Raw genomic sequence first — 24,060 nt, 5'->3', positions numbered from 1 at the left:
ACGACAACAAGCCGGAGCCCCGAGATGACCGACCGTGAAGGATACCGCCCCCAGGCCTCCCTGGCCGCCTATGACCCTGCCCTGGCTGCTGCCATCGCCGATGAAGCGGTGCGTCAGGAGGCCCACATCGAACTGATCGCCTCCGAGAACTATGCCAGCCGGCACGTGATGGTGGCCCAGGGCTCCCAACTGACCAACAAGTATGCCGAGGGCTATCCCGGTAAGCGCTACTACGGCGGCTGTGAGTTCGTCGACAAGGTCGAGAAACTCGCCATCGAGCGCGCCTGCGACCTGTTCGGTGCCGACTACGCCAACGTCCAGCCCCACTCCGGGGCCCAGGCCAACGCCGCGGCCTTCATGGCCCTGGTCAGCCCGGGCGATACCGTGCTGGGCATGAGCCTGGCCCACGGCGGCCACCTGACCCACGGCGCCGCCCCCAACTTCTCCGGCAAGCACTACCACGCCGTGCAGTACGGCCTGAACCCGGCGACCGGCGAGATCGACTACGCCGAGGTCGAGCGCCTGGCCCGGGAGCACCGGCCCAAGCTGATCATCGCCGGCTTCTCCGCCTACTCGCGGGTGGTCGACTGGCGCCGTTTCCGCACCATCGCCGACGAGGTCGGGGCCTGGCTGCTGGTGGACATGGCCCATGTGGCCGGCCTGGTCGCCGCGGGTCTCTATCCGAGCCCGCTGCCCCACGCCCACGTGGTCACCACCACCACCCACAAGACCCTGCGTGGTCCGCGTGGTGGCCTGATCCTTTCGGCTCATGGCGACGAGGCGCTCTACAAGAAGCTCAACGGCGCGGTCTTCCCCGGCCAGCAGGGCGGCCCGCTGATGCACGTCATCGCCGCCAAGGCGGTGGCCTTCAAGGAGGCCATGAGCCAGGACTTCGTGCGCTATCAGCAGCGGGTGATCGACAACGCCCGGGCCATGGCCACCGTGTTCCTCGATCGCGGTTATGACGTCGTCTCCGGCGGTACCGACGATCACCTCTTCCTGGTGTCGCTGATCAAGCAGGGCGTGACCGGCAAGGACGCCGATGCGGCGCTCGGTCGGGCCCATATCACCGTCAACAAGAACGCGGTGCCGGACGATCCCCAGAGCCCCTTCGTCACATCCGGCCTGCGTATCGGCACCCCGGCGGTGACCACCCGCGGCTTCGATGTCGAGGACTGCACCGCCCTGGCCGGCTGGATCTGCGACCTGCTCGATGTGCTGGCCGAGCAGGGCAACAGCGAGGCCGTGGAAGCCGAGGTCCGCGAGAAGGTCGAGGCGCTCTGTGCCCGCTATCCGGTCTACGGTGACGCCGCCTCCCTGGCGGCCGATGCCCGCGAGACAACCATCGCCTGAACCCGTTCGTCGGGGTGGCCCCTGGCCAGCCGGTCGAGGGCCGATCGAGGAGAGAGAGCATGCAACGTTATTCAGGCTTCGGGCTGGTCAAGCACGCACTGAGCCACCACGAGAACTGGCAGCGTCAGTGGCGCAATCCCGCACCGAAGAAGCAGTACGACGTGATCATCGTCGGCGGCGGCGGCCATGGCCTGGCCACCGCCTACTACCTGGCCAAGGAGCACGGTGTGAAGAACATCGCCGTGCTCGAGAAGGGCTGGCTGGGCGGCGGCAACACCGCCCGCAACACCACCATCGTGCGCTCCAACTATCTATGGGATGAGGCCGCGGCGCTCTACGAGCACGCCATGAAGCTGTGGGAGGGGCTGTCGCAGGACATCAACTACAACGTGATGTTCTCCCAGCGCGGCGTACTCAACCTCGGCCATACCCTGCAGGACATGCGCGACATCCAGCGTCGGGTCAACGCCAACCGCCTCAACGGCATCGACGGCGAGGTGCTCGATGCCAAGGGGGTTCAGGAGATCGTGCCGATCCTCGACTGCTCCACGCGCGCCCGCTACCCGGTGCTCGGCGCCTCCTGGCAGCCCCGCGCCGGCGTGGCCCGCCACGACGCCGTGGCCTGGGGCTATGCCCGCGCCGCCGACGCCCTGGGCGTGGACCTGCTGCAGAACACCGAGGTCACCGGCTTCAAGATTCGCGACGGTCGGGTCTTCGGGGTACACACCAATCGCGGCGACATCGAGGCGAAGACCATCGGCTGCGTCGCCGCTGGCAACTCCGGCGTGCTGGCGAAGATGGCCGGCTTCCGGTTGCCGCTGGAGTCGCATCCGCTGCAGGCGCTGGTCTCCGAGCCGCTCAAGCCGATCCTCGACACCGTGGTGATGTCGAACCACGTCCACGGCTACATCAGCCAGTCGGACAAGGGCGACCTGGTGATCGGTGCCGGGATCGACGGCTACAACGGCTATGGCCAGCGCGGCAGCTATCCCACCGTGGAGCACACCCTGCAGGCGATCGTCGAGATGTTCCCGATCTTCTCCCGGGTGCGCATGAACCGCCAGTGGGGCGGCATCGTCGACACCTGTCCGGATGCCTGTCCGATCCTGTCGAAGACGCCGGTGAAGGGGCTCTTCTTCAACTGCGGGTGGGGTACCGGTGGCTTCAAGGCCACGCCGGGCTCGGGGCATGTGTTTGCCGCCAGCCTGGCCAAGGGCGAGATGCACCCGATTGCCGCCCCGTTTTCCATCGACCGCTTCCACAGCGGTGCCCTCATCGACGAACACGGCGCGGCAGGGGTCGCACACTAAGGAGGCCATCCCATGTTCCAGATCTACTGCCCCTACTGCGAGGAGCTCCGCGAGGAAGAGGAGTTCCACCCCAAGGGCCAGGCGCATATCGCTCGCCCGGTGGACCCCGAGGCCTGCTCCGACGAGGAGTGGGGCGATTACCTGTTCTTCCGCGACAACCCCCGGGGCGTGCACCACGAGCTGTGGGTGCATGCCGTCGGCTGTCGCAAGTTCTTCAATATCACCCGGCACACGGTGAGCTACGAGATCCTCGAGACCTACCGCATGGGCGAGCAGCCGACCGTTACCGCCGAGAGCGTTTCCCGTGCCGCCGAGCTCGAGCACGACGCCGCTCGTGCCGCCGGTGCAGAGACCACCCGCCAGGAAGGAGTCCGCGCATGAGCCAGCCGAATCGTCTCGTCCGGGGTGGGCGCATCGACCGCACCCGCACCCTGAGCTTCACCTTCAACGGACAGGCCTACCAGGGCCATGCCGGCGATACCCTGGCCTCGGCGTTGCTGGCCAACGGCGTGGATCTCGTCAACCGCAGCTTCAAGTACTCGCGGCCGCGCGGCATCGTCGCCGCCGGGGCCGAGGAGCCCAATGCGGTCGTCCAACTGGGGGCCACCGAGGCCGGCCAGGTGCCCAACGTGCGGGCTACCCAGCAGGCGCTGTTCGACGGCCTGGTCGCCCGCAGCACCAACGGTTGGCCCAACGTCCAGCGCGACCTGATGGGGCTGGTCGGCAAGCTGGGCGGCCAGTTCATGCCGCCGGGCTTCTACTACAAGACCTTCATGGCTCCGGCCTCGATGTGGATGACCTACGAGAAGTACATCCGCAAGAGCGCCGGCCTGGGCCGTAGTCCGGCGGAAGCCGATCCGGACATCTACGATCACCTGCACCGGCATTGCGACGTGCTGGTGATCGGTGCCGGGCCAGCGGGGCTGGCGGCGGCGCTGTCCGCCGCCCGCAGTGGCGCCCGGGTGATCCTGTGCGACGAGCAGGAGGAACTGGGCGGTTCGCTGCTCGACTCCCGCGAACTGCTCGACGACGAGCCGGCCGCCGAGTGGCGGGACACAGTGGTCGCCGAGCTCGCCGGGTACGACAACGTCACCCTGCTGCCGCGCACCACCGCCAACGGCTACCACGACCACAACTTCGTCACCCTGCACGAGCGACGCACCGAGCACCTGGCCGAGACCGCGCCGCTCGCCAAGGGGCATCGCCAGGCACGGTCTCGCCTGCACCGGGTGCGGGCCGGCCGGGTGATCCTGGCCACCGGTACCCACGAGCGGCCGCTGGTCTATGCGGGCAACGACGTGCCGGGCAATCTGCTGGCCGGCGCCGTCTCCACCTATATCCGCCGCTACGGGGTGGTGCCGGGCAATCGCCTGGTGCTCTCCACCAGCAACGACCACGCCTACCGTGCCGCCCTGGACTGGCAGGAGGCGGGACGCGAGGTGGTCGCCATCGTCGACGCGCGCGAGGCGCCAGACGGTGAGCTGGTCGAGCAGGCCCGCGCCCGGGGCATCCGGGTGGTCACCGGCAGCGCGGTGATCGAGGCCCGGGGCGAGAAGCGCGTCACCGCCGCCCGCGTCGCCCGGGTCGACCTCGACGCCTTCCGGGTCGCCGGCAAGGTGGAGGACCTCGGCTGCGATACCATCGCCAGCTCCGGCGGCTACAGCCCGGTGATTCACCTGGCCTCGCACACCGGTGCCCGGCCGACCTGGAACGAGGAGGTCCTCGGCTTCGTTCCCAGCCTGGTGAAGGGGGTCTCCGCCAGCGGCGGTGCCCGCGGCGTCTACACGCTTCCCGAGGTGCTGGCCGATGGCGTCGAGGTGGGCAGCCAGGCCGCCGCGGCTTGCGGCTATGCCGCCGCGAGTGTCGAATTGCCGCAGGTCGATGCCATCCGCGAAGGCCGGGCCTGCGCCCTCTACCAGGTGCCCCACGAGAAGCCGACCCTGCGTGCGCCCAAGCAGTTCGTCGACCTGCAGAACGACGTCACCGCGGCGGGCATCGAACTCGCCACCCGCGAGGGCTTCGAGTCCATCGAGCACGTCAAGCGCTATACCGCCATGGGCTTCGGCACCGACCAGGGCAAGCTCGGCAACATCAACGGCATGGCCATCGCCGCGCGCTGCCTGAGTCGCACGATCCCCGAGGTCGGCACCACGGTGTTCCGCCCCAACTACACCCCGGTGACCTTCGGGGCCATCGTCGGGCGCCACTGCGGCGAGCTGTTCGACCCCGAGCGCTACACCGCGCTGCACCAGTGGCACGTGGAGCACGGCGCCGAGTTCGAGGACGTCGGCCAGTGGAAACGCCCCTGGTACTATCCCCAGCGTGTCGCCGGCAAGCTCGAGACGATGCACGAGGCGGTGGCCAGGGAGTGCCGGGCGGTGCGCGAGGCCGTCGGCATCCTCGATGCCTCGACGCTCGGCAAGATCGACATCCAGGGCCCGGACGCCCGGGAGTTTCTCGGCCGCATCTACACCAACAAGTGGGAGAAGCTCGCCGTCGGCAAGTGCCGCTACGGCCTGATGTGCAAGGACGACGGCATGGTCACCGACGATGGCGTGACCAGCTGCCTGGCCGACAACCACTTCGTGATGACCACCACCACCGGCGGCGCCGCGGCGATCCTCGAGTGGCTGGAGCTGTGGCATCAGACCGAGTGGCCGGAGCTGGACGTGACGTTCACCTCGGTGACCGATCACTGGGCGACCATGACCATCACCGGACCCGAGTCGCGCAAGCTGCTCGCGGAGATCTCGGACATCGACCTGGACAAGGAGAGCTTCAAGTTCATGGACTGGCGCGAGGGCAAGGTCGCCGGCGTGCCGGCGCGGGTCTTCCGCATCTCCTTCACCGGCGAGCTGACCTTCGAGATCAACGTCCAGGCCCACTATGCCATGCACGTCTGGAAGACCCTGTTCGCCCACGGCGAGAAGTACGGCCTGACGCCTTACGGCACGGAGACGATGCATGTCTTGAGGGCGGAAAAGGGCTTTATCATCGTCGGTCAGGACACCGACGGCTCGGTGACCCCCGAGGACCTGGGAATGCAGTGGTGCGTGGGCTACGACAAGCCGTTCTCGTGGATCGGCAAGCGCGCCCTGAGCCGTAGCGACACGGCCCGGGAGAACCGCAAGCAGCTGGTGGGCCTGAAGCCGAAGGACCCCAAGGTCGTGCTGGAGGAGGGCGCCCAGATCGTCCTCGACCCCAAGCATCCGGTGCCCGTGCCGATGGTCGGCCACGTGACCTCGAGCTACTACAGCCCGACCCTGGACAGCGGCTTCGCCCTGGCGGTGGTCAAGGGCGGCCACCACAAGCTCGGTGAGACCGTCTACCTGCCGATGGCCGACGGCACCACCCACGAAGCCGAGATCGTCAGCCCGATCTTCGTTGATCCCAAGGGAGAGCGTCAGCATGTCTAACGTAAACCTGTACGATTCCCGAGCCGATGCGGTCATTCCGGCCGAATCGCCCCTGGCCTTCTCCTTCCAGCGCAGCGGGGCGCCGGCGGCCAGCGCGGCCAGCCGGGTGGTGATGCGCGAAAGGCCTTTCCTCGGGCACCTGATCCTGCGCGGTGGCGCCATCGTGCTCGACGAGGCGGTACGTGACGAGCTCGGCATGAACCTGCCCGGTCGCCCGCAGGGACTGGTGCTGGATGCCGCCGGGGAACGCTCGATCCAGTGGCTGTCGCCCGACGAGTGGTTGCTGATCGTGCCCGGTGGCGAGGAGTTCGCGCTCGAGGGACGCCTGCGCGAGCGCCTCGGAGACGCCAGCTTCGCCATCGTCAACGTCGGTGGCGGCCAGACCCTGCTCGAGCTGGAGGGAGACGCCGTGCCCGAGCTGCTGATGAAATCGGTGATCTACGACGTACACCCGGACCACTTCCCGGCAGGCAAGGGGGTGACCACGGTGTTCGCCAAGACCACCGCGATCCTGCGACGTCCCGACGAGACGCGCTGGGAGCTGGTGATCCGGCGCAGCTTCGCCGACTACTGCTATCGCTGGCTGCTGGATGCCGGTGAGGAGTACGACATCGGCGTCGTGCGGGAGTGACGCAAGAGGTACTCGCCTGATCGGGCCGGGGCAAATACCCCGGCCCGATGTGGTATCGGCAGGTACGGTCGGTGGGCCAGCATCTCGAGCGGCGGGGCCTCCTGCATGCCAACCGTACAGTCGTCTTCTCTCGCTAGTCTTTCCCCGGCGTCACGGGTGCCCGGCCCTTGACCACCAGCACTACCCCAGCGATGGCAATGGCCATGCCCGCCAGTGCCGGGAGCGGCAGCCGCTCGTCGAACAGCCACCATGCCTCCAGTGCCGTCACCGGCGGTACCAGGTAGAAGAGGCTGGCCACCCGCGAGGCCTCACCGCGCTTGATCAATGCCATCAGCAGCAGGATGGCGGCGATCGATAGCACCAGCACCAGCCAGCCCAGGGTCAGGGCGAAGGTCGGCGTCCAGTCGATGCGGCGCTCCTCGAACAGCAGGGCTCCCAGCCCCAGCACGACGCCTGCGCCCAGGTACTGCACCACGGTGCCCGAGAGCAGCGGCATCCCGACGCAGTGACGCTTCTGGTAGAGGGTGCCCAGCGAGATGCCGGCCAGCGCCACCAGTACGCTGGCGAGCGCCCCCATACCGAAGCCCTGGAAGAGGCCGTCACCCGGATCCAGCTTGCCGCCGAGTACCAGGGTGATGCCGGCGAGCCCCAGTATCAGGCCGAGCCATTGGCGTGGCGCCAGCCGCTCGTTCAGCAGCGGCCCGGCGAGCACAGCGGTCAGCAGCGGCTGCAGCCCCACCAGCAGCGAGGCGAGCCCCGCCGGCATGCCCTGGTAGATGCCGTAGAAGACCCCCCCCAGATAGGCACCGTGAACCAGCAGGCCGGAGACGGCGATATGGCCCCACAACCGGGCACCGCGCGGCCATTCGCCGGAGAGCCAGTGGGCCAGCGGCACCAGCAGCGCCAGGGTCAATACGAAGCGCACGAACAGGAAGGTGAAGGGCTCGGCGTAGGGCAGGCCGAACTTGGCGCCGATGAAGCCGGTGCTCCAGAGCGCCACGAAGAGAACGGGCATGGCGGCCAGCCAGGCCGAGGAGAGGGGAGAAGAGGGCGATGGGGTCATTTCGGGCAAGACATCCGAGTCAAGGGGGGGCCAGGTACACGAGAAGCGGGGGGTTCGAACATACTGCGTCATCGCCGTTCAGGAAAGTGTGATACCGACAGCATGAAGATTTTTACTGATAGTGCGTCGCATTTGTATTTAAAGGTGGCAGCAGAGGATGCGTTCATGCCGCTGGCCTGGGACGAGCGATGACTTACCCTGTCTCCATAAAGGAACGACTGTTAAGGTAGAAATACCTAATATTTCATTTTGTTACATCAAAATTCTGAACGGCCTTCACCCGCTGTCGTCTCAGAGGGGCATACACACCGCAACACCCTGGAGGTATTCATGAAAAGGATGACTGCACTGTTCTCGGCCGCCCTGCTTTCCGTGGGCCTGATGAGCGCCACGGCTCACGCCCAACAGGACCCGGCCACGGCACCCGAGCAGCCGCAGGCGGCACCGGCCCAGGACTTCTCCGACCAGCAGCTGCAGCAGTTCGCCGATGCTTCCCAGGAGATCGCCGTGATTTCCCAGGAATATACCGAGCGCCTCCAGGCTGCCGAGGATGAAGCCTCACAGCAGGAAGTGCGCATGGAAGCCAACGACAGGATGGTCGAGGTGGTCGAGGACAGTGGTCTCGATGTGGATACCTTCAACGCCATCGGTCAAGCCATTCAGCAGGACCCTGAGCTGATGCAGCGTGTGCAGCAGATGGCCGAACCCCTCTGAGGGCGTTTGTCGACATCGCGGCCACGGGCTGACGATCTGGAAGGCCACCCCGTCACGGGGTGGCCTTCGTCGTTGGGGGCAGCGGCTTTACAGGCGGTAAGCGAGATTCCAGACTGGCAGGATCGACATGGCGGCCGGAGACTGACGCATGGACGTTGAATTGCTGGACGTTCGCCAGCACATGGGGCGCTTCCCACCCTTCGACGCCATTTCCGACGAGCTGCTCGACGAGTTGGCCGGTCGCGTGGAGGTGGCCTACTTCAAGGCCGGTAGCGATATTCTGGTCCTCGATCAGGAACTCCATGAGCTCTGCTACATCCGCAGCGGCGCGGTGGAGGTCTACCGCCGCAAAGGCGAGCTCTACAACCGCCTGGGCGAGGGCGATATCTTCGGTCACTTCAGCCTGCTGCGGAACCGGCGGGTGCGCTTTCCCGCCAAGGCCATGGAAGACACCCTGATCTACTTCATCCCCGAGGCCTTCTTCCATCACCTGTGCGAGGCCGACGAGCACTTCGCCGACTTCGTCGAGCTCGAGCGCCCGCGAATGGAGACGGCGGTCGAGCAGCAGCGAAAGAACAATGACATGATGATCACCCGGGTGCGCAAGCTGGTGACGCGCTACCCGGTGATGGTGGAAGCCTCCACCACGGTGCAGCAGGCGGCCCGACAGCTCAGCGACTTCCAGGCCTCCGCCGTGCTGGTGCTCGGCGAGCCGGGTGACAAGCCGCGCTACACTTTCCGCGACAGCGAGGAGCGTGCCTGGCAGGTGCGCGGCATCCTCACCGACAGCGACTTCCGCAAGCGCGTGGTGGCCGAGGGCCTTCCGCCGGAGACACCGGTGGGGGAGGTGATCAGCGACAAGCTGATTGCCATCCAGTCCGACGAATCGGTACACGAGGCGATGTTGTGCATGTTGCGCAACAACATCCATCACCTGCCGGTGATGCATCGCCGCCACCCCGTGGGCATCGTCCACCTCTCCGATATCATTCGCTACGAGACGCACTCGAGCCTCTACCTGGTCAGCAATATCTTCAACCAGTCCAGTGCGGAGGGACTGGCGAAGCTGGCGCCGGACGTCCAGGCGGCCTTCGTGCGCATGGTGCACGATGGTGCCGACTCGCGCATGGTGGGCAGTGCCCTCTCGACCATCGGGCGCAGCTTCACCCGGCGCTTGCTGGAGCTGGCCGAAGAGGAACTGGGGCCGCCGCCGGTGCCGTACTGCTTCATGGCCCTGGGGTCCATGGCGCGCAATGAGCAGGCCATCGTCACCGATCAGGACAACGCCCTGGTACTCGACGACGACTTCGATCCCGAGCGGCACGACGGCTACTTCCTGGAATTGGCCAGGCGCGTCAGCGATGGCCTGGACGCCTGCGGCTACCCTTACTGCAAGGGCGACATCATGGCCACCAACCCGCGCTGGCGACAGCCTCTCGCGGTGTGGAAGGGCTACTTCCGCGACTGGATCCAGGATCCCACCCCGGAACGGCTGCTGCACAGCTCGATCTTCTTCGATCTGGACAGCGTCCACGGCGAAAATGCCCTCGTCGAGCAGCTTCAGGACCTGGTGGCCGAGCAGGCGGCGAAGAGCCCGCTGTTCCTGGCCGCCATGGCGCGCAATGCGCTGAACCGTACGCCGCCGCTGGGCTTCTTCCGCACTTTCGTGATGGAGAAGGATGGCAAGCACAACAACTCCATCAACCTCAAGCGACGTGGCACGGCGCCGATGGTCGACCTGATCCGGGTGCATGCCCTGGCTTGCGGCTCCCGGGCCCAGAACAGCTTTTCCCGTCTCGACGACATCGATCGCACCCAACTGCTGGCGCCCGGGGTGAGCGAGAAGCTGCGTTATGCCTTCGAGTTGCTCTCCATGGCGCGCATTCGCCACCAGGTGATCGACCTCGAGCATGAGCGCGCTCCCGACAACAACATCGAGCCGGAGAATGTCGCCGACCACGAGCGACACAACCTGAAGGATGCCTTCCAGGTGCTGAGCAATGCCCAGAAGTTTCTCAAGTTCCGCTATCCGCTGCCGGCCCGCCCCCGGTCGAGCCAGAGTCGGGCGAAATAGCCATGCGTGCCCTTCGACGCGCCTCCTCCGGTCGGACACCCGCCTGGGACGAGTACCTGGCCAATCGGGCGGCGCGGGCCCAGGATCCCGGGCTGGCGGCCTTCTTCGCGGCGAGTTGTCCGGATCCCGCGACCCCCATCGCCGAGGCTCCCCTGGTGGCGCTGGACATGGAGACCACTGGCCTGGACCCGCGCCGCCATGCCATTGTCAGCATCGGCCTGGTGCCCTTCACCCTGTCGCGCATTCGCCTCGCCGAACGGCACTACTGGGTCGTGCGTCCACCGCGTCCCCTGAGCCGCGAATCGGTGACCTATCATCACATCACCCATTCCGAGGTGGCCGAGGCGCCTGATCTGGAGGCGATACTTCCCGACCTGCTCGAGGCGCTGGCCGGACGCCTGGTGGTGGTCCACTACCGCCACATCGAGCGGCCCTTCCTGAACGAGGCCGTACGGGCACGGCTTGGCGAGGGACTGCGCTTCCCGGTGATCGACACCATGTCCCTGGAGGCGCGGATTCATCGCCAGCCTCTGTGGGCGCGTTTCCGTCGCTGGTTGGGTCGTCCACCGGTGTCGATCCGGCTGCAGAACAGTCGGGCCCGCTATGGCCTGCCCGCCTACCAGGGGCACCACGCCCTGACTGATGCCCTGGCCACCGCCGAGTTGCTGCAGGCGCAGGTCGCCGCGCACTATACGCCCGCGACGCCGGTAGGGCAGCTCTGGAGCTAGTTCGTCGCGCGGTGAAAACGGAGAGGGCGGCCCGTGGGCCGCCCTCGTCGTCGGCGTGGCGCCGTGTCTCAGGACGCCCTGGGTTCGCTCATCAGCCCCTTGACGATGGCGTAGCAGGCCGCCAGCAGCACCAGGGTGAAGGGCAGGCCGGTGGTGATCACCGCGGTCTGCAGGGCCGTGAGGCCGCCCCCCAGCAGCAGGGCGATGGCGATGGCACCCTCGATGATGGCCCAGAACACGCGCTGCGGCTTGGGGGCATCCACCTTGCCGCCGGCGGTGATGGAATCGATCACCAGTGACCCGGAGTCCGAGGAGGTGATGAAGAACACCATCACCAGCACGATGGCCACGAAGGAGGTGATGGCACTGAGCGGCAACTGGCCGAGCATCTCGAACAGCTGCAACTCGAGAGCGGCCTCCCGGACGCCTTCGAAGCCCTGGTTGATGGCCTGGTCGATGGCGGTGCCGCCGAAGGAGGTCATCCACAGCACCGAGACCACTGAGGGCACCAGCAGCACGGCGATCAGGAACTCGCGCACGGTGCGCCCGCGGCTGACCCGGGCGATGAACATGCCGACGAAGGGCGACCAGGCGATCCACCAGGCCCAGTAGAAGGCCGTCCAGCCCTGGGTGAAGTTGGCGTCCTCGCGGCCGAAGGGGTTGGAGAGTGCCGGCAGGTTCACGGCATAGGAGAGCAGGTTCTCGAAGAACCCGGTGACGATCATCAGGGTGGGCCCGACGAGGATCACGAACAGCAGCAGCAGGGCGGCGAGCACCATGTTGAGCTTCGACAGCCGCTGCACGCCCTTGTCGACGCCGAGCACCACCGAGACCAGCGCCACGGCGGTGATCCCCATGATCAGGAGCACCATGGTGGTGTTGGTGGCCGGCACGCCGAACAGGTAGCCGAGCCCGGCCGTGGCCTGGGTGGCGCCCAGGCCCAGGGAGGTGGCCAGCCCGAACAGGGTGGCGAAGACGGCGAGGATGTCGATGACATGCCCCGGCCAGCCCCAGACGCGCTCGCCCAGGATCGGGTAGAAGATCGAGCGCATGGTCAGCGGCAGCCCCTTGTTATAGGAGAACAGCGCCAGCGCCAGGGCCACCACGGCATAGATCCCCCAGGGGTGCAGGCCCCAGTGGAAGATGGTGGCGGCCATGCCCAGCGAAATCGCGCCTTCCTGATCGCCCAGGGCGGCACCCAGCGGGGCCCAGTCGGTGCGGGCACCATTCTCCGCGGCAACGCCGCCGAGGGCGGTGTCGAAGTGCGTGATCGGCTCGGAGACCCCGTAGAACATGAGCCCGATGCCCATGCCGGCGGCGAAGAGCATGGAGAACCAGCCCAGGTAGCTGAAGTCCGGCTTGGCATGCATGCCGCCGATCCGAACCTTGGCCAGGGGGGTGAAGATCAGCACGATGGAGAGGACCACGAAGATGTTGGCCGCCAGCAGGAAGAACCACGCCAGGTTCCCGGTCAGAAAACTGAACATGGCATTGAAGATGGGTTCGACCTGGTCCTGCAGGGCCAGCGTGATGATCACGAAGAACAGGATCACGAGGGAAGAAAAGGTGAAGACCTTGCCGTGCAGGTCGACGTTGATCCCCAGGGGGCTGGCGGTGATGTTGTCCTGACCGATCACGTAGTCGGTATCGATGAGGTTCGCCGGCCCTTCCGGGGCGGGTATGCCTTCCGAAGGCTGTTCCGCAGCCGCGGCGCCTTCGTCACGAGAATGCTTTTCCATGGAGGGTTCTCCCTTCAGTTCGTCAGGTTGTCGTGTCGGCGAGTGGCTTCCACCAGGGCGGTGCTCACCGCTTGGCGGGCCGGACCAGGAACACCGACACGTCGGTATGAGTGGCAACCTTGCCGCCATGGGACGGGATCAGCACGTCCAGGTGCTTCGGCGGGTGGGTGGGCATGACCACCAGGTCCGCGTCCACCGCGTCGATGGCCTCGATCAGCTGGTCATCGAGATCGGCGATCGGGTCGGGACTGGTAATGAGGTGAGTGCTGACGGGCTGGCCATGCACCTGGGCGCGTTCCTGGGCGAAGGCCTCCAACTTCTGCCGATACTCCTCGGGCGTTCGAGCCACGCTGCCCGGTGTCGTGGCCGTGACCCCGACGTAGCAGACCTCGGCGTCATAGTGGCGAGCGAGATCGGCCACCGTTGCCAGGGAGGGCTCGATCACATCGAGGTGTGCCAGGTCCACCGGCACCATGATCTTGTGGTACATGCTGATTCTCCTTGCTCCCCGGGGGGGCTCGTGCTGGGTGGTTGTCGATGTGGTCTCCGTGTTCTCGGGGTGGTGTACCCGGGAGGGAGCGCCATGTTCTCTGGTTCGTCTCTCCGGCTCTTCGTCATGTGGACCATGGCCATTGGCCGACATCCACTATGATGAGGGTATGCCATGATGCCGACCGTGCCGAATTTCAATGCATTCGGACGATCTCTCTTCCTCCCCGCACCTGGATGCCCGGGCGCTTCGCATGCGTAGCCGACTTTGCGGCTCGCGGTCGGGTTGGTATTCAACGCTGATTCTTCCCGGCGGGGATTGCCGTGCACACCATGCAGCCCTTATTGTCGTTGTTACACATTAGGTTACAAGAATAAGGTTACAAGAAAAAATCGCTCAGGTCTTGTGGTGCGGTCGTGGGCCGGGTCGCATCGCTCACCTTGCCGCAACGGGACGTTACCGGGGAGTTTGCATGAACGAGACCCTTGCAGAAGCCGGGGAGGAAACGGTTGCGACGACACAAGCGTCGTCGTGTTTTGCCCGCTTCGTCAATGTCCAGAAGAGTTATGACGGTGTCGAACTGGTCGTCAAGGGGTTCAACCTGGACATTCACCGGGGTGAATTCGTCACCCTGCTGGGCCCTTCGGGCTCGGGAAAGACCACCTGCCTGATGATGATGGCGGGTTTCGAAACCCCGACCCATGGCGAGATCCTGCTCAAGAACGAACCGATCAGCGGCCTGCCACCTCACAAGCGGGGCATTGGCATGGTCTTCCAGAACTACGCCCTCTTTCCGCATATGACCGTGGCCGAGAACCTCGCCTTCCCGCTGGAAGTGCGTCACCTATCGAAGGAGGAGATCAAGCACAAGGTGGCGCGCGCGCTGGCGATGGTGCGCCTCGAGGAGTTCGGTGACCGCCGCCCGGCCCAGCTCTCCGGAGGCCAGCAGCAGCGGGTCGCCCTGGCCCGGGCCCTGGTCTTCGAGCCCGAACTGGTGCTGATGGACGAGCCCCTGGGGGCGCTCGACAAGAACCTGCGCGAGGAGATGCAGTACGAGATCAAGCGGATTCACGCCAGCCTCGGTGTGACCATGATCTATGTCACCCACGACCAGACCGAGGCGCTGACCATGTCGGACCGCATCGCTGTCTTCAATGACGGCGTCGTGCAGCAGCTGGCTTCCCCCGAGACCCTTTACGAGGCACCGGAGAACGCCTTCGTTGCCTACTTCATCGGCGAGAACAATCGCCTGCTCGGCGAGGTGGTCGAGAACGACGGCGAGCGCTGCCGGGTGCGCCTCGACAACGGCGAGATGGTGCTGGCGAGGGCCGTCGCCTCGGGAGAACCGGGAACGCGGACGACCCTCTCGCTGCGCCCGGAGCGGGTCGAGATCCCCGGTGGTGGTGGCGAGGACGCGGACCATGACAACCGTTTCAGTGGCGAGGTGCTGGAGGTGATCTATCTCGGCGATCACCTGCGCACTCGGCTGCGAGTCTGCGGCAACGACGAGTTCATCATCAAGACGCCCAATGCCAAGGGACACCCGGCACTGATACCGGGGCAGACCATCGAAGTCGGCTGGTCCTGGGGCGACTGTCGTGCCCTGGATGCCTGACCTCGGGTGTCATGGCGAGATTGCGTAGCGAAACCGAGCAGGAAGAAGGCCGGGCCACGGCCCGATGCCGGCAGGTGTGCCGGTGGATCGATGTCAGACGTACGAACAACGATGTCACACAAACGAACAACAAGGCGTGGAGAAGCAGCATGAAAGAGCAAGGCATCAAGAGTCGCAAGGGACGCCTGGGCATCGCCATCGCGATGGCGGGCATGACCAGTCTTGGCCTGTCGGCCACGGTCCAGGCCCAGGAGACGCTCAACATCGTCTCCTGGGGTGGGGCCTACAGCATGAGCCAGCAGAAGGCCTATCACGAGCCCTGGATGGAGATGAACGGCCACGAGATCGTCAACATCGATCGCAGCGGCAACGCCCTGGCAGGGCTACGTGCCCAGTTCCAGGCCGGCAACATCACCTGGGACCTGGTCGACATGCTGCCGGCGGACGCCATGATCGCCTGTGCCGAAGGGCTGCTCGAGCCGCTGGACCATGATGCCCTGCTGGCCGATGCTCCCGATGGCACCCCGCCCAGCGAGGATTTCGTCGACGGCGCCCTGGGCGAGTGCTTCGTGGCCTCGATCGTCTACTCCAACGTCGTCGCCTTCAACACCGAGATGTTCCCCGAGGACAACCAGCCGAGCACCATCGCCGACGTCTTCGACCTGGAGAATTTCCCGGGCAAGCGGACCCTGCTGCGCAAGCCGATCAACAACCTGGAGTGGGCCCTGGTGGCCGACGGCGTGGCCCCCGAGGACGTCTACGACGTGCTCGAGTCCGAGGCGGGCATCCAGCGTGCCTTCGCCAAGCTCGACACCATCAAGGACGAGGTGATCTGGTGGGAGGAGGGCGCCCAGCCGCCACAACTGCTCGCCGACAAGGAAGTGGCCTTCGGCTCGGCCTATAACGGCCGCATCTTCAACGCCATGGTTACCGAGAATCAGCCTTTCGAGATTATCTGGGACGCCCAGGTATTCGAGCTCGACGGCTGGGTGGTGCCCGTCGGCAAGCTCGACAAGGTCAAGGACTACCTCTACTTCGCCACCGATACCCAGCGCCTCGCCGACCAGGCGAAGTACATCTCCTACGGCCCGGCGCGCAAGTCCTCGGCGGAGTTCGTCTCGACCCACGCCGAGACCGGCATCGACATGGAACCTCACATGCCGACCTACGGCCCCAACTTCGCCACCGCCATTCCCAAGAACGACGAGTTCTGGGCCGACTACAACGACGAGCTGACCCAGCGCTTCGACGCCTGGCTGGCCCAGTGAGACCGCGCCGCCGCCCGCTTGTCGGGTGGCGGCCCCCGCCGATGCATCCCGATCGCGTTCTTCGCCCGATGGAGAGGCCTGCGTGTCCGAATCACCTTCCGTTCCCCTGACCACCGCCGATGGTGTGCCGCTCAAGGTCAGCCTGCGCCGCGCCGTGCGCCGCTCGAAGGTCAAGGCCTTCCTGCTGGTGTCGCCGCTGTTGCTGTTCCTGGTGATCGCCTTCGTCATGCCGATCTTCGACATGCTGTGGCGTAGCGTCGACAACCCCGAAGTTTCCACCCACCTGTCGCGTACCGTCGAGGCCCTGGAGGCGTGGGACGGCCAGTCGCTACCCGGCGAGCCGGTCTTCGCCGCCCTGGTGGAGGATCTGCGCGAGGGCCAGGCGGCCCGCAACCTGGGGCTGCTGTCGAGTCGGCTGAACTACGAGAAGTCGGGCATGCGCTCGACGATCACCCGTACGGCACGATCGGTTCGCACCGTCGAGCCGCCCTATCGCGAGGCGCTGATCGAGCTCAACGATACCTGGGGAGAGCTCGATACCTGGAAGTTGATCCGGCGTGAAGCCACGCCCTACACGCCTGCCTACTACCTGGCGGCGGTGGACCGCCAGCTCACGCCGGACGGTGAGCTCGTCAAGGTGCCGCCTCATCTCGAGATCCATGTGTCACTGTTCTGGCGTACCTTCTGGATGAGTGCCGTGATCACCGGTTTGACGCTGTTGCTCGGCTACCCGGTGGCTTTCCTGCTCGCCAACCTGCCGCTGCGCCACTCCAACCTGTTGATGATCCTGGTGCTGCTGCCGTTCTGGACCTCGCTGCTGGTGCGCACCACCACCTGGATCGCCATCCTGCAGTCCCAGGGAGTCCTCAACGACATGATGGTGGCCATCGGGGTGATCGCCGACGAGGCGCGCTGGCAGATGATCCACAACAAGACCGGCACCATCATCGCCATGACGCATATCCTGCTGCCGTTCATGATCCTGCCGCTCTACTCGGTGATGAAGACCATTCCGCCGAGCTACATGCGTGCGGCTCGCTCGCTGGGCGGCAAGCCCTTCCTCAGCTTCCGCCGGGTCTACTTCCCGCTGACGATACCCGGCATCGCCGCCGGCGGCATCCTGGTGTTCATCCTGTCGATCGGCTACTACATCACTCCGGCGCTGGTGGGCGGTCAGTCCGGGCGCTTCATCACCAACTACATCGCCTACCACATGCAGACCTCGCTGAACTGGGGGCTCGCCGCGGCGATCGCCTCGATCCTGCTGTTCGTGGTGGTGGTCTTCTATCTGGTCTTCAATCGCCTGATCGGTGTCGACAAGGTCAAGCTGGGGTAATCCAATGGCCATTCCTTCCTACGCCACTCGTGGCGAACGCCTCTGGCACTATGTCTTTCTGGGACTGTGCAGCCTGGTCTTCCTGTTCCTGATCGGGCCGCTGCTGGTCATCATCCCGTTGTCGTTCAACGCCCAGCCCTACTTCACCTTCAGCCAGGAGATGCTCTCCTTCGACCCGGCGGGCTACTCGCTGCGCTGGTACGAGGACTTCTTCACGTCCCGGGCCTGGCTTCATGCCATCAAGAACAGCTTCATCATCGGTATCGCCTCGACGATACTCGCGACGGTACTCGGCACCATTGCGGCGCTGGGGCTCTCCAACCGCCACATGCCGGCGCGGGGGGCGATCATGGCGCTGCTCATCTCGCCGATGATCGTGCCGCTGATCATCTCCGCCGCGGCGATGTTCTTCTTCTTCTCCAAGGTCAACCTGGCCCAGACCTACCCGGGGGTGATCCTTGCTCACACCGCGCTCGGCATTCCCTTCGTGGTGATCACGGTCACGGCGACCCTGTCTAGCTTCGACACCACCCTGATCCGTGCCGCCCACAGCCTGGGCGCCAACCCCACGCGGACCTTCTTCAAGGTGGTGCTGCCGCTGGTGACGCCGGGGGTGGTCTCCGGCGCCCTGTTCGCCTTCATCACCTCCTTCGACGAGGTGGTGGTGGTGCTGTTCATCGCCGGCCCCGAACAGCGCACCATGCCGATCCAGATGTGGTCGGGCATTCGTGAGCAGATCAGCCCGACGATCCTGGCCGTGGCGACCCTGCTGGTGCTCCTCTCCATGCTGCTGCTCACCACCCTCGAGCTGCTGCGCCGCCGCGGCGAGCGGCTGCGGGGACTCTCGCCCGGCTGATCCGGCTTCGACCCGCAGTGCGACGGGGAGGCGTCCAGTGGATGCCTCCCCGTCGCATTTCTGGCATCCGCGATGGCGAGACAAGTCACTCACTGTCCCCCGAGATGAGGCACTCCTGACCCATGTGTCAGTTTGTACCATCACGTCAGCCCTCTACTGAGGGGTGGAAGGGCAGGAGGTCGGTTCTTCATGTGACTGATTTTAAAATATCTTTCCTGGATATGGTGTGTCTGGCATGCCCTGTGCTCCTTCCAGGGTGAACATGGAACGATAGAGGGAGACCTTCCGCATGACACATGACAAGCAGACTCGCTTCCCCGCCATCGGGCGACGCTTGGCGGCGGCCGCCTCCATCGTGGCCCTGTCGATTGGCACATTAGCCCTGGCCGGTTGTGGTAACGATGACGAGATGCCACCGATGGAGCAGGACGCTCCCATGGAGGAGCCGGCGCAGGATCCCGGCATGGGGCAGGATGACGCCATGGAGGGTGGCGTAAGCGAAGAGCCCATGGCGAGTGAAGAGCCGGTTCAGGAACCGGTAGAGGATGAACCCATGGGGAGCGACGAACCGACATTGGGTGATGACCAGGAAGACGAGGAGGAGCCAGGCTCCTGATCGAGGCTCACCCCACCAGCATCTGCCGGTCGTCGAGGCGGCCGGTAGCGATGCTCTTTTCTCCAGCGAATGGATGTGAATGGAGGCGTAATATCATGATGTCCAAGGAGTTTATCAAGAAGCTGGGTATTCTCGGCGTATCTTTCGGCCTGCTGGCCAGTCCGCTGGCCTTCGCCGATTTTCATGAGGAGGACCCGGGAGCGCCGGCCGATCCGACCATGGATCCGACCGCTCCGGCCGACCCTGCAACCCCGGCCGATCCGGGCGATCCGGGAGTACCGGCCGACCCGGCCACACCGGCCGACCCGGCCACACCGGCCGATCCGACCGATCCGACCGATCCGGGTATGGACCCGGCCGATCCGGCCGCACCGGGGGAGGCCGCTCCGTCCGATGAGTCCGGCTTCGGTGATGGCGGCGAGCCCATGCCGAGCCCGAGCGATGCCGAACAGAGCGACCCGATCAACGATCCCACGATCGAGGGAGAGAACGAGGAGGAAGAGTGGGAAAACCCCGTGGACGATGACGAGGACAGCAGCTGGTAACGCGTTTCAGGAGGATTGTCCCGGTGAGCGCCACCGGGGGCTCCAGGGATGGAGATTTCTTTAGTGAGTCTTTCTTGACCAACCTCTTGGCGTCGCATGGCGCGGTCGGCGGCCCCGCCGCAACCCCCTCAGCCAGCCGTCGACCGAGATGACGCCCCTGACGACCCTTGCTCCCCGCGAGGGTCTTTTTTTCGCAACTCGCCCGAGTCTGCAACTCTCGGGCGAGGCCGCCTCACTCTTCCTCTTCCAGGCGCCGGTAGAGGGTCCGCCGGGCGATGCCGAGAATATCGGCAGTGCGCCGCTTGTTGCCACCGGTGGCCTCGAGCACCTTGCGGATATAGCGTTTCTCGACGTCTTCCAGGCTCGGCCAGCCCTGCTGCGTGGCGGTCGGCTCCAGGCCGCCGGCCGGTGTTTCGCTGTAACTACGGCGCTGGTCGGTGCCGTGGTCGCGGATGCGTTCGGGCAGGTCGGCGTGGCTGAGCTGCCCCCCCTCGGCCAGGGTGACGGCGCGCATGATGGCGTTCTCCAGCTCCCGCACGTTGCCCGGGTAGGGGTAGGAGAGCAGCGCCTGGAGCGCGGCGGGTTCGACCTTGTGGATGGTCTTGTCCTGGGCCTCGGCGTGCTTGTCGATCAGTGCCGCGGCCAGGCGCTCGACGTCGCCGTTGCGCTCTCGCAGCGGCGGGATGCGCAGCGAGAAGGTTTCCAGGCGATAGAAGAGATCACTACGGAAGTTGCCGTCCACGATCTCCCGCTCGAGATCGCGGTGGGTGGCGGCGATGATGCGTACGTCCACCGGCTCTTCCCGTTCGGCCCCCACCGGGCGCACCGTCTTCTCCTGCAGGGCGCGCAGCAGCTTGGCCTGCAGGCCGGGCGACATCTCGCCGATCTCGTCGAGGAACAGGCTGCCGCCATGGGCGGCCTGGAACAGCCCCTGACGGGAGTCGCCGGCGCCGGTGAAGGCACCCTTCACGTGGCCGAAGAACTCGCTCTCCATCAGCTCCGAGGGGATGCTGGCACAGTTCACGCCGATGAAGGGGCCCTCGGCGCGGGGGCTCTCGGCATGGATGGCCCGGGCCAGCAGTTCCTTGCCGGTGCCGCTCTCGCCCAGCACCAGGATGGGGGCATCGCTTCTGGCCAGGCGGGCGGCGTCGTGAAACAGCGTCTGCATCGCTTCGCTGTCGCCGATGAGGCCATGGAAGTGGCCAGGCGGCTCGTCCTGACGAAAGCGAGCGGCCAGCCGATGGTGCTCGAGGACCCGATAGACCGCCTCGCGCACCCCCTCCAGGTCGAGCGGCTTGGTCAGGAAATCGTCGGCGCCGATCTTCAGCGCCTCCACTGCCTGGTCGATGGTGCCGAAGGCGGTGATCACGATAAAGCCGAGGGTGCTGCCCTCGCCGCGCAACTGCTCCAGCAGCTGCATGCCGCTCATGCCGGGCAGGCGCACGTCACTGATCACCAGCGCGACCTCGCTGTGGCTGAGGGTGGCGATGGCCTCTTCGGCACTGCCTGCGCCGAGGGTTGGATGGCCGGCATCCTGCAGTTCTTCCTCGAGGAGTTCGAGGATCGCCGGGTCGTCCTCGACGATCAGGATGGGAGCCGGGGTGGGGGAGGGATCCTTCCTCGTCACGTCACGCTTCCTCGTTCGCTGATGTCGCTATGCATGGTGTCATCCAATGGTAGGCCGATCTCGAAGCCGGCACCGCCCAGGTCGCTGTCGAAGACGCCGATGGTACCGCCATGGTCGTTGATGATGCGGTGGACCATGGAGAGCCCGAGCCCGCTGCCCTGGCCCACCGGTTTGGTGGTGAAGAAGGGATCGAACACCTTGGACTTGTCGACCTCGAGGATGCCGGGGCCATCGTCCTCCAGCCACAGGCGCAGCTCGTCGCCCTCCACCCGGACGCGCAGTCGCACCCGTTGCACCTCGCCGGCCTGGCTGGCGTTGCGCAGCAGGTTGGTCAGCACCTGGATCAGTTGCTGGCCGTTGACCAGCAACTCAGGGGCCGGGGTGGGCAGGTCCACCTCCAGGCGGATATCCCGTCGTTCCAGGTCCTCCTCGACCAGTTCCCGTGCCGATTCGACCAGGGCATCCAGCGGCAGGCGCTCCTTCTCGACGTTATGGCGACGCCCCAGTTCCATCAGCTGGCGCACGATCTCGACGATGCGGTCCACCTCGCTACGGATGCGTCCGAGCCGGGCTCGCTCGTCGTCGCCGATCGTCCCTTGCCGGGCCAGGCGCTGAGCCTGGCCGTTGATCACGGTGAGCGGCGCACCGATCTCGTGGGCCACGCCGGCGGCCAGCACCCCGAGTTCGGCGAGCTTGCGGGACTTGCGCAGCCGTTTCTCCAACTCGATCTCCTTGAGCCTGCGCGCCTCGATGTCGGCGTCCTTCTCGGCCATGGCATCGAGCATGCCATTGAGGGCCCCGGCCAGGCGGCGGTACTCCTGGGGCCCGCCGATCACCGCCCGTTGGCTGCGGTCCCCCTCCTCGACCCGCGCCATCACGGCCAGCAGACGGTTGAGCGGCTGTTCGATATGGCGACGGAACCCCCACCAGATGCTGAACACGATGCCGGCGGCGCCGATGGCGAAGACCAGCACCGCCAACAGGCTGATGAAGCCAGTGTAGTTCTCGATGCCGGTGTTGAGCCGATTGACCTGCAGCACTCCGCGGATCTCGCCATTGGGCGTGGTCAACGGCAGCAGGGCCGAGTAGTAGGTCCAGCCATCGTGCTGGCGGTAGTGGCCGGACAGCTCGCCCGCATCGACGACGGCACGGATGTCCTCGGCGTCGAACAGGGCCCTGCCCAGGCCCAGACCGTAGATCTCCTCGCCCTCGGTGTCGAAGACGTAGGCGCCGTAGATACGGTGGAAGGAGAAGGCCGAGTGCAGCGACTCCTGGAGCGATTCCGGGGTGTCGCGCTCCAGGGCATAGCCCAGTGAGGTGCCGATGGCGTGGGTGATGATCTGGACCTCGGTCTGCAGCTTGGAGCGCACGTTGTCTTCCAGGGACTTGATCGCAACCAGGCTGAAGACCACCAGGATGAAGAACAGTGGCACGATGACCGTGAGGATGATGATGTTGCGCAGGCGCATGGCGTATCCGGTCGGGGGGCGGAGGATCAGTCGGCCGGCATCAGCCGGTAGAGACCGCCCTGCGGGTCGTCGTCGAGCAGGTAGAGATAGCCGTCGCGACCCTGGCGCACGTCGCGGATGCGGCCGATATGACCGTCGAGGATTACCTCGCTGCCGACCGAGCCGTCCGCCGCCGGGGTCAGGCGCTTGAGCCGTTCGCTGCGCAGGCCCCCGGCCAGCAGGTCGCCCCGCCACTCCGGGAAGGCGTCGCCGGTCACTTCGGCCAGGCCGGAGGGAGCGAAACGCCCTTCGAAGACGTGCTCGGCGTCGCGCATGCCGGGCAGGGAGTCCTCGCCGATGGGGGCGCCGGTGCCGTAGTCGCGCCCCAGGCTGACCTCGGGCCAGCCGTAGTTCTCGCCGGGCTCGATCCGGTTGAGTTCGTCGCCACCCAGGGGGCCGTGCTCGGTCGCCCAGAGGCGGCCGTCGGCGGCCACGGTCATGCCCTGGATATTGCGGTTGCCGAGGCTGTAGATCTCATCGAGGGCGTCGCCATCGCCGACGAAGGGGTTGTCCTCGGGCACGCCGCCGGTCTCGGTCAGGCGCAGCACGCTGCCGGCATGGTCGCCCTTGTCCTGGGCCCGGCGCGGTTCCTGGCCCCGGTCGCCGATGCTCATCGCCAGGGTGCCGTCGGGTAGCCAGGCGAGCCGCGAGCCGTAGTGGCGCCCCGGGCCGGAATAGCGGTCCTGGACGAACAGCTCCTCGAACTCGACCAGCGCCTCGCCGTCGAGCCGCGCGCGGCCCAGGGCGGTGGCGGTGCCGCCGTCGCCGGGCCGGCTCCAGGTGAGGTAGATCCAGTCATGGTCGCCGTCCCCGTACTGTGGGTGCAACACCACATCGAGCAGGCCACCCTGGCCACGGGCATTGACCTCGGGCACCCCGTCCAGGTGGAGGGTGTCGCCGTCCTCGTCGATCAGTGCCAGGCGGCCGGGGCGCTCGCTGACCAGGTAGCGGCCGTCGGGCAGCATGGCCACGGCCCAGGGGTGCTCGAGGCCGGAGGCGATGCGCTCCAGGCGCAGGTCATGGTGCTCGGTGGCGATGCGCTCCTCGATCACCTCCACGGCCTGGGCCTGGGTGGCGGCCACGGCGCCGACCAGTAGCAGAGCGGTGGGTAGCAGCTTGAATGACAGGTGCATGCCGTTCTCCCCCTTGGTGATTGTCGGTCACGACTTGG

At 66.2% G+C, this 24,060-nt stretch carries 20 protein-coding genes; 14 read left to right on the top strand and 6 right to left on the bottom strand.

All coding sequences use genetic code 11. The features are described 5' to 3' along the window. Positions 1-24: 24 nt before the first annotated feature. From glyA to AC5W54_RS05250, 5 genes are read left to right on the top strand one after another with little or no spacing between them, the layout of a single operon-like run. Positions 25-1,353 (top strand): serine hydroxymethyltransferase, encoded by a 1,329-nt coding sequence (glyA, locus tag AC5W54_RS05270; protein WP_495961026.1) that lies wholly within the window; start codon positions 25-27, stop codon positions 1,351-1,353. A gap of 59 nt (positions 1,354-1,412) precedes the next feature. Next, entirely contained in the window at positions 1,413-2,663 is a 1,251-nt protein-coding gene (locus tag AC5W54_RS05265) for a sarcosine oxidase subunit beta family protein (RefSeq protein ID WP_495961025.1), read from the top strand. A gap of 12 nt (positions 2,664-2,675) precedes the next feature. After that, positions 2,676-3,044 carry a sarcosine oxidase subunit delta gene (locus tag AC5W54_RS05260; RefSeq protein ID WP_495961024.1) on the top strand — a complete coding sequence of 123 codons (369 nt, stop codon included), beginning with the start codon at positions 2,676-2,678 and terminating at the stop codon, positions 3,042-3,044. Further along, entirely contained in the window at positions 3,041-6,079 is a 3,039-nt protein-coding gene (locus AC5W54_RS05255) for a sarcosine oxidase subunit alpha family protein (protein ID WP_495961023.1), read from the top strand. Before AC5W54_RS05260 ends, AC5W54_RS05255 begins: the two co-directional genes overlap by 4 nt. Next, positions 6,072-6,710 (top strand): sarcosine oxidase subunit gamma, encoded by a 639-nt coding sequence (locus tag AC5W54_RS05250; RefSeq protein WP_495961022.1) that lies wholly within the window; start codon positions 6,072-6,074, stop codon positions 6,708-6,710. The genes AC5W54_RS05255 and AC5W54_RS05250 overlap by 8 nt, the downstream gene beginning before the upstream one ends. Before the next feature lie 133 nt (positions 6,711-6,843). Here the strand turns inward: AC5W54_RS05250 and AC5W54_RS05245 are convergent, their stop codons facing one another. Beyond that, a complete protein-coding gene (locus tag AC5W54_RS05245) occupies positions 6,844-7,773 on the bottom strand; it encodes a DMT family transporter (protein WP_495961021.1) in 930 nt (309 codons plus the stop codon). A 330-nt stretch (positions 7,774-8,103) separates the two neighbouring features. Here AC5W54_RS05245 and AC5W54_RS05240 point away from each other — a divergent pair, with 330 nt between their 5' ends. The 3 genes from AC5W54_RS05240 to AC5W54_RS05230 all read left to right on the top strand — a co-directional run bounded on the left by AC5W54_RS05240 (position 8,104) and on the right by AC5W54_RS05230 (position 11,289). Beyond that, complete coding sequence (locus AC5W54_RS05240; protein WP_495961020.1) at positions 8,104-8,487, top strand: DUF4168 domain-containing protein; 384 nt, start codon at positions 8,104-8,106, stop codon at positions 8,485-8,487. A gap of 148 nt (positions 8,488-8,635) precedes the next feature. Continuing rightward, positions 8,636-10,561 (top strand): DUF294 nucleotidyltransferase-like domain-containing protein, encoded by a 1,926-nt coding sequence (locus AC5W54_RS05235; RefSeq protein WP_495961019.1) that lies wholly within the window; start codon positions 8,636-8,638, stop codon positions 10,559-10,561. Positions 10,562-10,563: 2 nt separating this feature from the next. Next, on the top strand, positions 10,564-11,289 hold the full coding sequence (locus AC5W54_RS05230; protein WP_495961018.1) for a 3'-5' exonuclease: 726 nt from the start codon (positions 10,564-10,566) through the stop codon (positions 11,287-11,289). Positions 11,290-11,357: 68 nt separating this feature from the next. On the opposite strand, the gene AC5W54_RS05225 is transcribed toward AC5W54_RS05230, so the two are convergent. After that, positions 11,358-13,028, bottom strand: coding sequence for a BCCT family transporter (locus AC5W54_RS05225; protein ID WP_495961017.1), 1,671 nt, complete (start codon positions 13,026-13,028; stop codon positions 11,358-11,360). Between the two features lie 64 nt (positions 13,029-13,092). Further along, on the bottom strand, positions 13,093-13,518 hold the full coding sequence (locus AC5W54_RS05220) for a universal stress protein (protein WP_495961016.1): 426 nt from the start codon (positions 13,516-13,518) through the stop codon (positions 13,093-13,095). Between the two features lie 472 nt (positions 13,519-13,990). Here AC5W54_RS05220 and AC5W54_RS05215 point away from each other — a divergent pair, with 472 nt between their 5' ends. The 6 genes from AC5W54_RS05215 to AC5W54_RS05190 all read left to right on the top strand — a co-directional run bounded on the left by AC5W54_RS05215 (position 13,991) and on the right by AC5W54_RS05190 (position 19,754). Further along, the gene (locus tag AC5W54_RS05215; RefSeq protein WP_495961015.1) at positions 13,991-15,133 is read left to right on the top strand and encodes an ABC transporter ATP-binding protein; all 1,143 of its coding nucleotides are present in this window, start codon (positions 13,991-13,993) and stop codon (positions 15,131-15,133) included. A gap of 149 nt (positions 15,134-15,282) precedes the next feature. Further along, on the top strand, positions 15,283-16,401 hold the full coding sequence (locus AC5W54_RS05210; RefSeq protein ID WP_495961014.1) for an extracellular solute-binding protein: 1,119 nt from the start codon (positions 15,283-15,285) through the stop codon (positions 16,399-16,401). 82 nt (positions 16,402-16,483) lie between these two features. Then, the gene (locus AC5W54_RS05205; protein WP_495961013.1) at positions 16,484-17,737 is read left to right on the top strand and encodes an ABC transporter permease; all 1,254 of its coding nucleotides are present in this window, start codon (positions 16,484-16,486) and stop codon (positions 17,735-17,737) included. Positions 17,738-17,741: 4 nt separating this feature from the next. Continuing rightward, the gene (locus tag AC5W54_RS05200) at positions 17,742-18,593 is read left to right on the top strand and encodes an ABC transporter permease (protein ID WP_495961012.1); all 852 of its coding nucleotides are present in this window, start codon (positions 17,742-17,744) and stop codon (positions 18,591-18,593) included. 289 nt (positions 18,594-18,882) lie between these two features. After that, positions 18,883-19,209, top strand: a complete 327-nt coding sequence (locus AC5W54_RS05195) for a hypothetical protein (RefSeq protein WP_495961011.1) — start codon at positions 18,883-18,885, stop codon at positions 19,207-19,209. A gap of 95 nt (positions 19,210-19,304) precedes the next feature. Further along, positions 19,305-19,754: a hypothetical protein gene (locus tag AC5W54_RS05190; protein WP_495961010.1), complete on the top strand. Its 450-nt coding sequence runs from the start codon at positions 19,305-19,307 to the stop codon at positions 19,752-19,754. A 232-nt stretch (positions 19,755-19,986) separates the two neighbouring features. On the opposite strand, the gene AC5W54_RS05185 is transcribed toward AC5W54_RS05190, so the two are convergent. The 3 genes from AC5W54_RS05185 to AC5W54_RS05175 are packed head-to-tail and all read right to left on the bottom strand — an operon-like array spanning position 19,987 to position 24,022. Further along, positions 19,987-21,381, bottom strand: coding sequence for a sigma-54-dependent transcriptional regulator (locus tag AC5W54_RS05185; RefSeq protein ID WP_495961009.1), 1,395 nt, complete (start codon positions 21,379-21,381; stop codon positions 19,987-19,989). Continuing rightward, a complete protein-coding gene (locus tag AC5W54_RS05180) occupies positions 21,378-22,850 on the bottom strand; it encodes a sensor histidine kinase (protein WP_495961008.1) in 1,473 nt (490 codons plus the stop codon). The genes AC5W54_RS05185 and AC5W54_RS05180 overlap by 4 nt, the downstream gene beginning before the upstream one ends. Before the next feature lie 26 nt (positions 22,851-22,876). Continuing rightward, on the bottom strand, positions 22,877-24,022 hold the full coding sequence (locus AC5W54_RS05175; RefSeq protein ID WP_495961007.1) for a PQQ-dependent sugar dehydrogenase: 1,146 nt from the start codon (positions 24,020-24,022) through the stop codon (positions 22,877-22,879). Positions 24,023-24,060: the final 38 nt, after the last annotated feature.

It is taken from the genome of Halomonas sp. LMYGS-3 (assembly GCF_059509875.1).
Note: the sequence above shows the minus strand (reverse complement) of the source record. Positions and strands in the feature narration are given on the sequence as shown.